The following is a 13,632-nucleotide window of genomic DNA, read 5'->3' on the forward strand; positions in this document are numbered from 1 at the left end:
AGCCTGCCCAGGCGCCTACGTGGCGCTGGCAAACCCCCGACCGACCACCGCCCGCGACCACGTCCCTTTTGTTCTTTTGCTCTTTGAGGGTTATGCAGAAGGCGTGGGTGACGGTCAGTCGACCGCGGCGCGGACCTACGCCCTGGATGGACGACCGGACCTGGGGAGGATTATGTGCCGAATCCGGTAGAAGATCCTCCCCAACCCCGCTTCGACCTGCCGAGGCGGACCGCCACCACTCAGCAACCCACGCCACCGGCACCGAAGAGAGGTGCCGCACGCCTGGAGCCACCGGGCTACCTTCGGTTACTGAGTGGCTCACGTCCGGACCGCACCGAATAGCCTTCTTTCTTCTATCGCTTCCTTATCCCCAGCGCCGACCGACGCCGCGGACCGCCTGCAGTCGATCCTGCGGTCGGTCACGGGAGCCAGCCACCTCTCTAAATCTCCGTTCTTTCCTTGCTCTTTCCTTCAAGTAACCCTCTTCTATGGCTATTTCGTCACACTGCTTGCCAGAGTGACAAGGCGAAGCGGGCTTCACTGTCGGTCCACCACGCGGCCGGCGTGAAGCCCGCTTTGTCCAGTTCGGCCTCGACGCCCGCGCGGAGGAACTTGGCGGAGATCTCGGTGCTGAGCTCCTCCCCCTCGTCGAACGTGACCTCCAGATGGATCTCCGGGATCAGCACCTGCATCGCGCGGGTGGCCCGCAGGTGCATCTCGATCCACTCGTTGTCGGTGTCCCAGATCGCGACGTGCTCGAACGCGTCGACGTCGAAGTCCGCGCCGAGCTGCCGGTTGATGACCCGGAGCACGTTCTTGTTGAACTCCGCGGTGACGCCGGCCGAGTCGTCGTACGCCGCGACGAGGGTGGCCGGGTCCTTGACGAGATCGGTGCCAAGGAGCAGCCACTCGCCGGGCTCGAGGACGTCGCGGATCGAGGTGTAGAACGTCTCGCGCTCGGCCGGGATCAGGTTGCCGATGGTGCCGCCGAGGAAGGCGACGATCCGCGGCGGATCGCCGGGCAGCTTGTCCAGGTGCGCGGTGAAGTCGCCGACCACGCCGTGCACGTCGAGCGTCGGGTAGTCGACGTTGATGGCGTCGGCCGCCTCCCGCAACGCGGACTCCGACACATCCAGCGGCACGAAGCTGGTCAGCGTCCCGTTGTCGCGCAGCCCGTCGAGCAGCAGCCGGGTCTTCTCCGACGACCCGGATCCGAGCTCGACCAGCGTGTGCGCCTTGGTGATCGCCGCAATCTCACCGGCCCGCGCGTGCAGGATCTCCCGCTCGGCGCGCGTCGGGTAGTACTCCGGCAGGCGCGTGATCTCCTCGAACAGCTCACTCCCCCGCGCGTCGTAGAACCACTTCGGCGGCAACCACTTGGGCGTCGCCGACAACCCCGCCCGAACATCCTCCCGCAGCGCACGAGCCACGTAGTCAGGCGTCAGATGTACGTCGATGAGGGTCACTCTCGTCCTTCCATCGGGGTTATGTGCACGGTGGTGGCGGTGGCCACCAGTAGTGAGTGGTCGGGTACTTCGGTCCAGGTGCCGGGGCCGAACGGTTCGGAGGCGACGGTCACCGCGTCGGTGGTGCGGCGGACGTGCAAGGAGTGGGACCAGGTGGTTGCGATCAGTTGCTCGCCATCGGTCAGCAAGACGTTCAGGCGGGAGCCGGGGGCGGCGGCCTCGACTTCCTGGACGACGGCCGCGACGGCATCGGCCGGCGGGACTCCTTCGGACAGGCGGTCGGTGATCAGGGCCCACAGCAACGCCGAGTCGACCGGTGCCTCGAGCTCGAGCAGGTCGGAGACCGGGAGTCGCTCGGCCAGCTTGAGGGTCGATCCGGGCCAGCCGGGAATCCGTCCGTTGTGGCTGAACAGCCAGTCGCCGAGCATGAACGGCGCGACCGCCGCCTGCCCGTACGGCATGTTGACGGTCCCGTTCCGGAGGGCGGCGACGACTGCGCCGGAGCGGATCGAGCCGGCCAGACCGGGAAGGTTCTCGTCGGTCCAGATCGGTACGTTCCGCCGGTAGCGCACCGGGCCGCCGGACACGGCGGCGTCGCCTTCGGGGTACCAGCCCAGGCCGAAGCCGTCGGCGTTGACCGAGCCGCCGCCGCGCATGTCGGCGGGGGCCCAGCTCTGTTCGTAGAGGGAGTGGTCGGGGTCGAGGACCAGGGACGCGAGGGTGACCGGCGGGCCGAGGTAGGCCAGGTGGCGGCACATCAGCTGTGCAGCTCCTCGGGTCGCGGGTCGCGGGCGCACCGGAAGCCGGCGAAGATCTGCCGGCGGATCGGGTAGTCCCAGTTCCGGAAGGTGCCGCGGGCAACGACCTCGTCGGTGCCGAACGATCCGCCGCGGAGCACCTTGTAGTCGGGACCGAAGAACACCAGCGAGTACTCGTCGTACGGCCACGCGCGGAACCCGGGGTAGCCGTGGAAGTCGCTCGACGTCCACTCCCAGACATCGCCGATCAGCTGCTCGACGCCCAGCGGCGACGCACCTGCCGGATACGCCCCGACCGGCGCCGGCCTGAGGTGCCGTTGCCCGAGGTTCGCGTGCTGCGGCCCTGGGGACTCGTCGCCCCACGGGAACCGCCGCGTCCGTCCACTGGCGGGGTCGAACCGCGCCGCGAACTCCCACTCCTCCTCGGTCGGCAGCCTCTTCCCGGCCCACTTCGCGTACGCCTGGGCCTCGTAGAAGCAGACGTGCATCACCGGCTCGTCCAGCGGCAACCGCTCCCGGTGCCCGAACCGCAATCGCGTCCACTCGCCGTCGTCCGACGACCAGAACCGCGGCGCGACCAGCGAGGCCTTCTGCACATGTGCCCAACCGGCCTCGCTCCACCACTGCGGATCCTGGTACCCGCCGCCGAGCACGAAGGCCAGGTAGTCCCCGTTCGTCACCGGGACCGTGTCGATCACGTACGGCGCGACGTGTACGGCGTGCGCCGGGCGCTCGTTGTCCAGCGCCCACGGCTCGATCGACGTACCCATCTCGAACACACCGCCCGGGACGAACACCTCCTTGCTGGCCGGCTGATGTCCGGGCGGAGGCGCGGGCGCATCGAGCACCGGCGAACCGGCACGCAACTGGTGCGTCGCCAGCATCGTCTCGTCGTGCTGCTGCTCGTGCTGGGTGATCATGCCGAAGGCGAACGCGTTGTCCACCAGCTCGCGACCGGCGTCGAACTTCACGTGGTCCAGCACGTCCATGACCTTGTCGCGCACCTCGGTCACGTAGGCGCGGGTCTCGGACGGGCCGAGCAGCGGGAGCGCGGGACGCTCCGCCCGCGGGTGCTCGAACGCGTCGTACAGCTCGTCGATGTCCTGGCGGAGCGGCTCACGGCCGCCGACGTCGCGGACCAGCCAGAGCTCCTCCTGGTTCCCGATGTGTGCGTAGTCCCAGACCAGTGGTGACATCAGCTTCGAGTGCTGCTTGACCAGGTCGTCGGTGTCGACGGCGTCGGTCAGCTGCACGGTCCGCGACCGGGACCGCTCCAGCTGCTCGCCCACGAACGTACGCAGGCCTTCCGGCGACAGATCGGACAGTTGGGTCCGGCCATCAGTGCTGTTCATGAAGCTCGCCTTCCGTGGGTGTCGTCGACGATGCGCTGCAGCCGGGTCGCGACTGCAGCGGTGAGTTCGGGATCCGCACCGGTCCGGTCGAGCACCTCGGTGCCCAGGTCGACCACGTCTCGCGCGGCCTGCAGGACCAGCTTGTCCTCCAGCCCTTCGCGGGCCGCCGGGAACCAGCGACCGGCGGCGGGCTCCGCCGCGGCCAGCACCTGGTCCATCGGAGCGGACATGAGTGCGGTGAGCAGCAGGGTCGGGGCGATCCACCCGTCCCCCGACTGCGCGTCGAGGTAGCGCACCTCGAGGTACCCGCGCGGCCGAACCGGCGGGAACAGCGTGGACAGGTGGTACTCCAGGTCGTCGTACGTCGGTCTGTCGCCGGGCAGCTGTCCATCCGCCCAGGCGCCGAAGGTCAGTCCGGTCGGCGCGTCCCACGTGTCGCCGCGCCGCAGGCACAGCACCGGCGCCTCCATCGCCATCCGGGCCCACGCGGCGGCCGGATCGCCGTCGAGCGGCGGTGGCTCGGTGAACGGCGCACAGGTCCCGAAGGTCGCCTCGGTCCGGGCCGAGGCCCAGCCGGTGTCCGCGCCGCCCCGACGACGGGAGTTGGCGAACAGCCCGACCAGAGCCGGGCCGAGATCGTGCAGGGCGCGCCAGCGCAGTGCGGTCTGGTCCTGCTCGCCGGCGTCGAGACAGATCTGCAGGCCGGCGGTGCTGCACATCATCCGCGGGCCGTGCGGCCCGAGCCGCTGGAACGCATGCTCCATCGCCGCGTAGCGCGGGACGGTAAGGATGCGGCGGGGTGCGCGGAACGGGTCCAGGCCGTGGGCGCCCGGAATCAGGTCCGCGTCGAGAAGGAGAGCCGTGAGCTCGGCGGCGTCGGCGGCGGTGTCGTCGATCAACCGGGGAATCGATTCCGATGCCGGCACCGAGATCTCTACCTGGCCACCCGGCTCCACAGTGACCAGAGCGCCCCGGCTCAGCGGCAGTTGCGGACTGCCTCTCACCAGGGTCGCGGGGGCATGCAGCCCCAGGGCTTTGCTCAGTCGACCGGCGTCGAGGGGCCGGTGCGGATCATCCGCGTGATGCACAGTCCACTCGAGCTCGACGCCGTACAACCGAGGTGGACCGTGCTTGAAACAGACCATCGCGACGTACCCCTCCGCTTCGGCCCGGGAGCCGATCGGAGTCGTCGCCGGAGAACCACCGGGCGAGGTCACGTCAGCGAACCTAGCTCCGGACCCGAAACTGGACAACCGACCAGGAATTACCCGTCGGTGACATCTGGGGTGCGTGTCGAATCATGCGCAGCATGCTTCCCGAGGCCACCGACAGTTTCCGGCCGGATCAGGACAGGCTGGTTTCGCTCTGAGCGAAATCGCTCAGCGGAAGCGCGGGCAGGTGGTGCAGGCGGTCACGTTGGGCAGCACGTAGAAGTAACAGCACGACGTGCGGAGCTTCTGCTCCAGCGACACCCCGAACGCCGTCGCGGCGCGGTCCGCGTACGGCGCTTCCTCGGGCAGCCGGATCGCCGACCGCACCTCGTCGTCCACCGCCCCGAAGCGCTGCAACGTCCCCAGCTTCACGCCGGGACGGTAGGAGTCCAAGAACGCGTCGGCATGGGCTTTGAGCTGAGCAGCCGCAGTCTCGAGCGGTACGACCTCGTCCGACAACAGGGCCACCTCAGCCGGGTAATGCGCGGTCGGGTGTCGCTTGAACGCCAGGGCAGCCGGTGAAACCGCAGGAGACACTCCGGTGACAGCACTGGCGACTCCGGCGACCAGTGCGGGCACCTGGACGTACCACATCAGCGTGAACATCGCGGCAACCTGCTCGGGCGGATCGATCGCATAGTCACGCGCATAGTCCGCAGCCGCCGCAGACCGCCACTCGTACGTCGGATCGCCGCCTGCCTCCTGCTCCGCGATCAGCTCCGCACACGAGATCCACTCCGGCCCGGGCACCGCGTCCGCCGTACGCACAGACAGCCAGCTGACCGAGTCAGCCAGCACATCCGCCAGCCCACCCACGGAGTACGCCACCCGGCCAGCCTACGGTCCGACCCGATCACGTCACGTTGAAGTCGAAGGTGGCAACAAAACCCGCGTGGGGTGACACCCGTTGTCGAACTGCTGCCCGGTGTCGTCGAACACCTTGGCGTTGGCGCCTGGCACCGCTCCGGAACGCCACTCGTCCGGGCGGCGTGGTCGCGTCCACTGCGGAGAGTGACGGCGTTTAGGGTTCTGGTGTGACTGTTCTGGCGCGGTGGCACGTGGGTCCGTGGACGACGCGTGGGAGCCGGCCCGGTGAGCCCTTCGAGGCTGGGGTGAAGCGGACGCCGGACGAGTTGAACTTTGATGTGGTGGGGCTGGCTCGGATTCTCGGGCGGCGGTTGTCGGGGCGGGAAGAGTTGCAGGTCCGGCTCTGGCAGAACGAGTTGCGTCCTACGCATACGCGGATGTGTGGCGTGCATACGTTGGCTGATCCGTCCAACGCTCAGTCGCTGCAGGACACGGCGCAGGAAGCGCTTGCCTGGTTGGGCGAGCGGGCGCCGGCGGGGTACGAGTTCGTGCTGACCGACGCGGTCGAACTGCGGCCGCTCCTCGACCTCGACGCCGAGGTCGTGGCGGTCGAGGCCGTTGTCGGGCTCGCCGACGTCGACCTTCCGGCGGGGCGGCTGGCGGCGGCCCATGCCCGGCGTACCTCGTCGGGCGACTGGTACGCCGGGGACGCCGTGTGCAACTGGTCCGGCCCGCACGAGAGCGCCGACGCCGCGGTCGACGCCGTACGAGCGGCACGCGCCGAGCTGGTCGAGCAACTCCGCGCGGCCGGCCGCGACGACCTGGCACGCACGTCGCCGCGGTGGCCGGCCGTCCCGGTCGAGGCTAGTTAGCGATTTGCGGTGACTTCTCCGCGCTGGGCGACTGGTTCTTTCCGGAAAGGTGCTGGGTGAGGAAGTCGAGCTCGGCTGCGACGACCTGCTCGTGGGCGTCGAGGAACGGCGCGTAGTGCCCGCCGGGGACCTGCAGGACTGTGGCGTCCGGGGTTCGGGCAGCGGCCTTCAGAGCGGGAGCTGCGAGGGCTGATTGGTCGTCCTTGCAGACGACGTACATCAAGGGGACGCGGACCTGGGGTGCGTACTTCGCAGGGCGGTAGAACATCGCGGGGAAGATCGACCGGGCCGCGATCGCCTGCTGCCAGTCGGTGTAGCGCTTGTCAGGATCCAGGGCCCGGTTGGTGTCCAGGGAATCCGGGGTGTTCAGCAGGGCGACTGTGCCGGGCGGGCCGGACAACGCCACCAGCCTCGGCGCGCCTCCGACGAGGGAGTCGAGGATGCTGCGGCCGATCAGGCGGAGGGCAGCACCGGGCGTCTGGTGGCGGGACGCGTTCCGGGTGACGGTCGGGCCGTCGACGTTCGGGGACTGGGCGATGGCGGCGGAGAGACCGAGGTCCTCCGAGGCCAGTTTGACGATGTAGCCGCCGGGGAGCGAGAACGACCAGATGGCGACCCGTTCGACGGCCGGAAGCGCGGCCGCATAGGCGATCGCGGCCCGCCAGTCGTCGAGCTGGTCGGCGATCCGGGCGACCTGCCGCGGCTCACCGCCGCTCTCCCCGAAGCATCGATGGTCGAAGGCCAGCACGCTGAACCCGGCCGCGTTGAACCGCTCCGCGAAGCGATCCGTCCCCGGCTCCTTCGTGACTCCGAAGCCGCCGGTCATCACCACGCACCCGCCGTTGGTCCCCGGGTAGTGCCAGGCCGCACACGCGACCCCACCACTGATGAAGCTCACTTTCTCGCGCATGATGAAAGTGAACCACGTGGTTCGCAAACTGTCCAGGAGGCTTTACGGGGCTTGTTCTTCACGCTCCAACGCACGCGTCAGCGCCGCCAGCCCGGCTTCGATCCCGGCCGCATCGCCGCTCGTTCGCCACTCGATCAGGAACCCGCGCAGCGTGGCCAGGATCAGCTCGGCGACCTCCTGCCGGCGCTGCTCGGGCCATTCCGCCGGGCACAGGGACAGCAGTGTCGGCAGGTACTGACGCGAGGCCGTCCGGGCGAGACCGGCGTACCGCGGGGCGTCGTACATCGCGAGCCCGATCGCCTGGTCGAGCACCCACGACTCCTCGCCGATCAGCGTGGGCCACATCGAGCGGACGCGATCCGCGAGCGAGCGGTCGTGCGGCCCCTCGGTCGCCGCGGCGAGTGCGCGGGTGATGCGTCGCTCGCGGAGTTGGAGGACTGCCTGGGTGAGCAGGTCTTCGGCGCCGTCGAAGTGATACAGCAGCACCTTGTGCGTCGTACCCGCCGCCCGTGCCGCGCGCCGGAGCGAGAAGTCGACCAGACCGTTGGTCCCGAGTTCGTCCGCGACCTTGTCCAGCAACTCCCGCCGCCGCGCCTCGCCACGCGGCGACTTCACCGATCGACGGTACCCCGCACGTTCCTCAGTCACCCGGTCAGTATCTAGGTGAATGAAGCCACGAGGTAGCCGACGCCGTACGGCGCGGCGTGGTAGGTCAGGTCGGGGGTGAGCGTCGCACGTTCGAGCGCGCCGGCGAGTGCTTGCCAGGGGGCGCGGCCGGCGGCTTCCAGTTCGGCGGCGAGGTCCGGGTCGAGGGCTTCGAGTACGTCGAGATCGCCGTGCTGCAAGGCGGTTGCGACGGTGGTGTCGAACATCTCGGCGCGGGGGTGGAGGTGGACGGGCGAGTGTTCACTGCGGCGCGCAGAGCCGTCACCCATGACCAGGAGGCCGATACGATCGTTGCCTGCAGCAATCTCTCGGCCGAGGCGGATGCACTCGTCGGGAGTTGCCGAGGTGGGTACGGCGATGTATGTGCGAGGCAGTCCCGCCGCCTTCGACTGCTCCAGCAGCCAGCCGCCAACCGCCAAGGAGAGCGGGAGGACGGGGTCGCCGGAGCCGATCCGGACACCGGGAGCGCCATACGCAGCGAACGAACCGCCTGCGTCGGCGGGATAGGTGGTGGGACGGACGGACGCGGGGGCGCTCCAGCCGGTGGAGGGGGTTGAGGCGGAGCGCGCCGACGTGGCGCTGGTGGGCGGGGCCGGGGTTGAGCCGATGACCACGACTGTTGAGGCCGTGGCGAGGGGGTCGAGGGCGGCCTGGCAGAGGGTGCGTAGGGCGTCCAGCTCGGAGGCTGCGCCGGTGGCTACTTCGGGGATGAGGAGTGGGGGGTGGGGGCAGACCGCGGCGGCGATGACGGGCACGGATCACGCCTCTCGGGTGTAGCGGAAGAACAGGTAGTCGTCTGCGGCGGTCAGGGATGTATGGAGCTTCATGCGGCGGGTGAGGGTGGTCGGAAGGCCGGCTGTGATGCGGCCGGAGCCCGGGCCGGCCAACAGTGGCGCCAGCGCGAGGCACAGCTCGTCGACCAGATCCGCCTCGGTGAGGGCTCCCAACAGGTGCGGCCCGCCCTCGCACAGGACCTGCGGCATCTCCCGCGCAGTCAGCTCCTCGAGGACCGCGGCCAGCTCGACCTCGGCCGCACCCAGGACGATCAGGTCCGCGACCTCCCCCAGCGCCTCCCGCCGGTCCATCGGCGACGCCTCGTGGGTCACCACGATCGGCCGTACGGCGGACTGGAACACCGGGTTCACCGGGCTCAGCTCGAGCCGCGACGACACGATCGCCAGCGTCGGGTTCTCCGTCAGCCCCGCCGCCGTCCTCCACTCCCGCGCCGCCTTCGACAGCCGCAGCGGGTTGTACCCCTCGTCGCGGATCGTCCCCGCACCGACCAGCACCACGTCCGCCAGCCGCCGGACCATGCTGAACACCCGGCTGTCGGAGTCGCTCGACAACGCCTTCGACTGCCCGTCGATCTCGACCGCGCCGTCCAGGCTGCTGACGAAGTTCGCCCGCAGATGCGGCGTCGCCCGGTCCTCGACCTGGTAGGCGGCGATCAGTTCCTCGTCGGACAGGTCGTCTACTCGGCGCATCAGGCCAGGCTCCTTCGGGTTCCGGCAGGCTGCGCGGTGCCGCGCAGTACGGCGATGAAGTCGAGTGCCTGGCGAGCGGCCGGTACGTCGTGGACGCGGAACACCCGCGCACCCAGCCAGGCCGAGACGCTCAGCGCTGCCAGCGTCCCGTTCCCACGCTGTCCCGGCGGCATCTCCAGCGTCTCGCCGATGAAGTCCTTGTTGGACACGGCGACCAGGACCGGCCAACCGGTCGCGGCGAGCTCGTCGAGGCGGCGGGTCAGCTCCAGCGACTGCAGTGTGTTCTTGCCGAAGTCGTGGGTCGGGTCGATCAGGATCCCGTCCGGCCGCACCCCGGCCTTGAGCGCGCGGTCCGCAAGGGCGGTCGTCGTACGGATCACGTCCGCGACCACGTCGTCGTACGCCATCCGATGCGGGTCGGTGCGCGGCGAGAGGCCGCCGACGTGGCTGCAGACGAGCCCCGCCCCGGCTTCGGCGGCGGCATGAACCAGGTCGGGATCGGCGCCCGCCCAGGTGTCGTTGAGGAGGTCCGCGCCGGCCTCGGCGACCCGGCGGGCGACCCCGCTGCGGTACGTGTCCACGCTGATCACCAGCGACGGATGCCGCGCCCGGATACCGGCCACGAAGTCCACCGTCCGGCGGAGCTCCTCGTCCTCGCTGACGGGTTCGCCGTACCCGGCCTTCACCCCGCCGATGTCGACCAGATCGGCCCCGTCGGCGACGGCCTGGTCGATGGCCGCGTACGCCGCGTCACTGGCATACGTCGCCCCGCGGTCGAAGAACGAGTCCGGCGTCCGGTTGATGATCGCCATCAGGGCGAACTCACCGGCCCCGAACGTCCGATCGCCCAGGCGGAGTACCCCGTCGCGCTGATCCGTCACGGCACCGACTGTAACGGGCGGATCTGCACGCCATCACAATCACCACCCCACCGGCGGCGCAGGCGGCGCCGGCCGTCGAGCGCCTCATTGTGATGGCGTGGGGATCCGCAACGAGGTGTCCCGATCGCCACATATCCTATAGGATTCACCTCGACAGTCCCGCCCACCGCAGCAGATCGGGTCCTCGATGCCACGATTCACCGAGTTCGAGACGTACGACGTCCGCTTCCCCACGTCACTCGACCTGGACGGGTCCGACGCGATGAACACCGACCCGGACTACTCCGCGGCGTACGTCATCGTCCGCACCGACGCCGGCGACGGGCTGGAGGGGCACGGCTTCGCGTTCACGATCGGGCGTGGCAACGACATCGAGGCCACCGCGATCGAGGCGCTGCGCGATCACGTCCTCGGGCTCGACCTGGACGCGACGCTGGCCGACCTCGGCGGGTTCTGGAAATCGCTGGTTCACGACTCGCAGCTGCGCTGGCTCGGCCCCGAGAAGGGCGTCATGCACATGGCGATCGGCGCGGTCGTCAACGCGGTGTGGGACCTGGCCGCCAAGCGCGCCGGCGTACCGCTGTGGAAGCTGCTGTCCGACCTGACGCCGGAGCAGATCGTCGACCTGGTCGACTTCCGGTACCTGACCGACGCGCTCACCCCCGACGAGGCGCTGGAGATCCTGCGCGCCGCGAAGCCCGGCCGGGCCGAGCGGGAGGCCGTACTGCGCGAGCGCGGCTACCCGGCGTACACGACGACGCCCGGCTGGCTCGGGTACGACGACGCGAAGCTGGTCCGGCTCTGCCACGAGGCGATCGCCGAGGGGTTCACCCAGATCAAGCTCAAGGTCGGCGCGAACCTGGACGACGACATCCGCCGGATGCAGCTGGCCCGCGAGGCGGTCGGGCCGGACATCCGGGTCGCGGTCGACGCCAACCAGCGCTGGGACGTCGCGGACGCGATCCGCTGGGTCGAGGCGCTGGCGCCGTACGACGTCTACTGGGTCGAGGAGCCGACGAGCCCGGACGACATCCTCGGCCACGCGGCGATCGCGCGGGCGATCGCGCCGATCAAGGTCGCGACCGGTGAGCACGTGCAGAACCGGGTGGTCTTCAAGCAGATGCTGCAGGCCGGGTCGCTCTCGGTGCTCCAGCTCGACTCGGCCCGCGTCGCCGGGGTGAACGAGAACATCGCGATCCTGCTGCTGGCGGCCAAGTTCGGCGTACCGGTGTGCCCGCACGCGGGTGGGGTAGGACTGTGTGAGTTGGTCCAGCACCTGTCGATGTTCGACTACGTCGCCGTGAGCGGATCGATGCAGGACCGGGTGATCGAGTACGTCGACCACCTGCACGAGCACTTCCTGGACCCGGTGGTGATCCGGGACGGGCACTACGTGGCACCGGTGCGGCCCGGGTTCGGCGCGGAGATGGATGCCGAGACGCTGACCGACTTCCGGTACCCGGGTGGCAAGATCTGGACCGACCTGACTAAGGAGAACAAGTGACCGACTTCGACGGTCTGCGTGCCATCGTCACCGGGGGTGCGTCGGGTATCGGGCTCGCCGCGGCCACGGTGCTCGCCTCCCGCGGCGCCCAGGTGGTCGTGTTCGATCTGAAGCCCGAGGCCGGCGCGCCGCTGACCGGGATCGCCGCGGACGTCACCGACGACGGCTCGATCCGGGACGCGGTCGCCGCCGCGGCGCTGCAGCTCGGCGGGATCGACATCGTGGTGAACAACGCCGGCATCGGCGCGCAGGGCACGGTCGCCGCGAACGACGACGACGAGTGGCACCGGGTGCTGGACGTGAACGTGGTCGGGATCGCCCGCGTGACCCGGGCTGCGCTGCCGCACCTGCGCAAGTCGGACGCGGCCGCGATCGTCAACACCTGCTCGATCGCCGCGGTCGCCGGCCTGCCGAACCGCGCGCTGTACTCCGCGAGCAAGGGCGCCGTGCTCGCCCTGACGATGGCGATGGCCGCCGACCACGTCCGGGAAGGCATCCGGGTGAACTGCGTGAACCCGGGTACGGCGGACACACCGTGGGTCGGCCGCCTGCTCGACGTCGCACCCGACCCGGAGGCCGAGCGGGCAGCGCTCGAAGCCCGCCAGCCGATGGGCCGGTTGGTGTCCGCGGCCGAGGTCGCGCACGCGATCGCCTACCTGGCCAGCCCGTTGTCGGGCTCGACCACGGGTACGGCGCTCGCGGTCGACGGCGGCATGCAGAACCTCCGGCTCCCGGCGGCGCGCTCATGAAGCTCTTCCCGGACGACCAGCGCATCGGGCTCGGCGGTGCGCCGCTGGGCAACCTGCTCGGCGAGGTCAGCGACGCCGAGGCCGTAGCGACGGTGAACGCGGCCTGGGACGAAGGCTGGCGGTACTTCGACACCGCGCCGCACTACGGCCTCGGACTGGCCGAGGAGCGGCTCGGCGCCGGACTTCGTGACAAGCCCCGCGACGGGTACGTGCTGTCGAGCAAGGTCGGACGGATCATCTACGACGCCTCCGACGCTGCGACCGACGACGAAGGATTCGCGGTCGACACCACGCGTCGCCGGCGCTGGGACTTCAGCCGCGACGGCGTACTGCGAAGCATCGAGGACTCGCTGCGGCGGATCGGCACCGACCGGCTGGACGTCGCCTTCGTGCACGACCCGGACGATCACTACGACGAGGCCGTCGCGACGGCGTTCCCGACGCTCATCGAGCTTCGCGAGCAGGGCGTGATCGGCGCGATCGGGTCCGGGATGAACCAGTCGGCGATGCTGACCCGGTTCGTCCAGGAGATCGACATCGACGTGATCATGCTGGCCGGCCGGTACACGTTGATCGATCCGGACGGTCTCGACGACGTACTGCCGGCGTGTCTGGAGCACGACGTCAAGGTCGTTGCCGTTGGCATCTTCAACTCGGGGCTGCTGTCGCAGCCGCGGCCGGCGGCCGGGGCGACCTTCAACTACGAGCCCGCGGCGCAGTCCCTGCTCGACAAGGCCAACAAGCTCGCGGACATCTGCGAGTCGCACGGCACGACGCTCCCGGCCGCGGCACTCGCGTTCCCACTGGCTCACCCCGCGGTGGCAGGCATCGCGGTTGGCTGCCGCACTCCGGAAGAGGTCCACACCAACGCGGCCCTGGGCCGCGCCGAGGTCCCCGCTGCGCTGTGGTCGGACCTGAAGTCGGCCGGCCTACTACGCGAGGACGCGCCGACGCCGTAGCCGGTGTGGCCTC

General features: G+C 69.9%; 14 protein-coding genes. 4 read left to right on the forward strand and 10 right to left on the reverse strand.

Going from position 1 to position 13,632, the window contains the following annotated elements; translation table 11 throughout:
* Positions 1-500: 500 nt before the first annotated feature.
* The 5 genes from egtD to ACIA58_RS34005 all read right to left on the reverse strand — a co-directional run bounded on the left by egtD (position 501) and on the right by ACIA58_RS34005 (position 5,615).
* Positions 501-1,466: an L-histidine N(alpha)-methyltransferase gene (gene egtD / locus ACIA58_RS33985; RefSeq protein ID WP_396407941.1), complete on the reverse strand. Its 966-nt coding sequence runs from the start codon at positions 1,464-1,466 to the stop codon at positions 501-503.
* Positions 1,463-2,224, reverse strand: coding sequence for an ergothioneine biosynthesis protein EgtC (gene egtC / locus ACIA58_RS33990; protein WP_396407942.1), 762 nt, complete (start codon positions 2,222-2,224; stop codon positions 1,463-1,465). Before egtC ends, egtD begins: the two co-directional genes overlap by 4 nt.
* Positions 2,224-3,576 (reverse strand): ergothioneine biosynthesis protein EgtB, encoded by a 1,353-nt coding sequence (gene egtB / locus ACIA58_RS33995; protein ID WP_396407943.1) that lies wholly within the window; start codon positions 3,574-3,576, stop codon positions 2,224-2,226. Before egtB ends, egtC begins: the two co-directional genes overlap by 1 nt.
* Positions 3,573-4,793 (reverse strand): glutamate-cysteine ligase family protein, encoded by a 1,221-nt coding sequence (locus ACIA58_RS34000; RefSeq protein ID WP_396407944.1) that lies wholly within the window; start codon positions 4,791-4,793, stop codon positions 3,573-3,575. Before ACIA58_RS34000 ends, egtB begins: the two co-directional genes overlap by 4 nt.
* A gap of 162 nt (positions 4,794-4,955) precedes the next feature.
* Positions 4,956-5,615, reverse strand: a complete 660-nt coding sequence (locus tag ACIA58_RS34005) for a (2Fe-2S)-binding protein (RefSeq protein WP_396407945.1) — start codon at positions 5,613-5,615, stop codon at positions 4,956-4,958.
* A 206-nt stretch (positions 5,616-5,821) separates the two neighbouring features.
* Between ACIA58_RS34005 and ACIA58_RS34010 the strand changes: the two genes are divergently transcribed.
* Positions 5,822-6,466, forward strand: a complete 645-nt coding sequence (locus ACIA58_RS34010; protein ID WP_396407946.1) for a hypothetical protein — start codon at positions 5,822-5,824, stop codon at positions 6,464-6,466.
* On the opposite strand, the gene ACIA58_RS34015 is transcribed toward ACIA58_RS34010, so the two are convergent.
* The 5 genes from ACIA58_RS34015 to folP are packed head-to-tail and all read right to left on the reverse strand — an operon-like array spanning position 6,459 to position 10,338.
* A complete protein-coding gene (locus tag ACIA58_RS34015; RefSeq protein WP_396407947.1) occupies positions 6,459-7,376 on the reverse strand; it encodes an alpha/beta hydrolase in 918 nt (305 codons plus the stop codon). The two genes, ACIA58_RS34010 and ACIA58_RS34015, sit on opposite strands and share 8 nt — an antisense overlap.
* Positions 7,377-7,418: 42 nt before the next feature.
* Positions 7,419-8,024 (reverse strand): hypothetical protein, encoded by a 606-nt coding sequence (locus ACIA58_RS34020; RefSeq protein WP_396407948.1) that lies wholly within the window; start codon positions 8,022-8,024, stop codon positions 7,419-7,421.
* An 11-nt stretch (positions 8,025-8,035) separates the two neighbouring features.
* Entirely contained in the window at positions 8,036-8,797 is a 762-nt protein-coding gene (locus tag ACIA58_RS34025; protein WP_396407949.1) for a class III extradiol dioxygenase subunit B-like domain-containing protein, read from the reverse strand.
* Between the two features lie 3 nt (positions 8,798-8,800).
* Positions 8,801-9,526, reverse strand: a complete 726-nt coding sequence (locus tag ACIA58_RS34030; protein WP_396407950.1) for a pyrimidine reductase family protein — start codon at positions 9,524-9,526, stop codon at positions 8,801-8,803.
* Entirely contained in the window at positions 9,526-10,338 is an 813-nt protein-coding gene (gene folP / locus ACIA58_RS34035; RefSeq protein ID WP_396408709.1) for a dihydropteroate synthase, read from the reverse strand. Before folP ends, ACIA58_RS34030 begins: the two co-directional genes overlap by 1 nt.
* A gap of 256 nt (positions 10,339-10,594) precedes the next feature.
* Between folP and ACIA58_RS34040 the strand changes: the two genes are divergently transcribed.
* From ACIA58_RS34040 to ACIA58_RS34050, 3 genes are read left to right on the forward strand one after another with little or no spacing between them, the layout of a single operon-like run.
* Positions 10,595-11,911 carry an L-fuconate dehydratase gene (locus tag ACIA58_RS34040; protein WP_396407951.1) on the forward strand — a complete coding sequence of 439 codons (1,317 nt, stop codon included), beginning with the start codon at positions 10,595-10,597 and terminating at the stop codon, positions 11,909-11,911.
* The gene (locus tag ACIA58_RS34045; RefSeq protein WP_396407952.1) at positions 11,908-12,660 is read left to right on the forward strand and encodes an SDR family NAD(P)-dependent oxidoreductase; all 753 of its coding nucleotides are present in this window, start codon (positions 11,908-11,910) and stop codon (positions 12,658-12,660) included. The genes ACIA58_RS34040 and ACIA58_RS34045 overlap by 4 nt, the downstream gene beginning before the upstream one ends.
* Positions 12,657-13,619 carry an aldo/keto reductase gene (locus ACIA58_RS34050; protein WP_396407953.1) on the forward strand — a complete coding sequence of 321 codons (963 nt, stop codon included), beginning with the start codon at positions 12,657-12,659 and terminating at the stop codon, positions 13,617-13,619. The genes ACIA58_RS34045 and ACIA58_RS34050 overlap by 4 nt, the downstream gene beginning before the upstream one ends.
* Positions 13,620-13,632: the final 13 nt, after the last annotated feature.

The organism is Kribbella sp. NPDC051586, assembly GCF_044453965.1.
GTDB lineage: Bacteria > Actinomycetota > Actinomycetes > Propionibacteriales > Kribbellaceae > Kribbella.

What these genes read in the sequence shown, in the direction of transcription:
- egtC (WP_396407942.1), bottom strand. Translation starts at nt 2,224, where the DNA reads ATGTGCCGCCACCTGGCCTACCTCGGCCCGCCGGTCACCCTCGCGTCC.
- egtB (WP_396407943.1), bottom strand. Translation starts at nt 3,576, where the DNA reads ATGAACAGCACTGATGGCCGGACCCAACTGTCCGATCTGTCGCCGGAA.
- ACIA58_RS34015 (WP_396407947.1), bottom strand. Translation starts at nt 7,376, where the DNA reads ATGCGCGAGAAAGTGAGCTTCATCAGTGGTGGGGTCGCGTGTGCGGCC.
- ACIA58_RS34030 (WP_396407950.1), bottom strand. Translation starts at nt 9,526, where the DNA reads ATGCGCCGAGTAGACGACCTGTCCGACGAGGAACTGATCGCCGCCTAC.
- folP (WP_396408709.1), bottom strand. Translation starts at nt 10,338, where the DNA reads ATGGCGATCATCAACCGGACGCCGGACTCGTTCTTCGACCGCGGGGCG.
- ACIA58_RS34040 (WP_396407951.1), top strand. Translation starts at nt 10,595, where the DNA reads ATGCCACGATTCACCGAGTTCGAGACGTACGACGTCCGCTTCCCCACG.
- ACIA58_RS34050 (WP_396407953.1), top strand. Translation starts at nt 12,657, where the DNA reads ATGAAGCTCTTCCCGGACGACCAGCGCATCGGGCTCGGCGGTGCGCCG.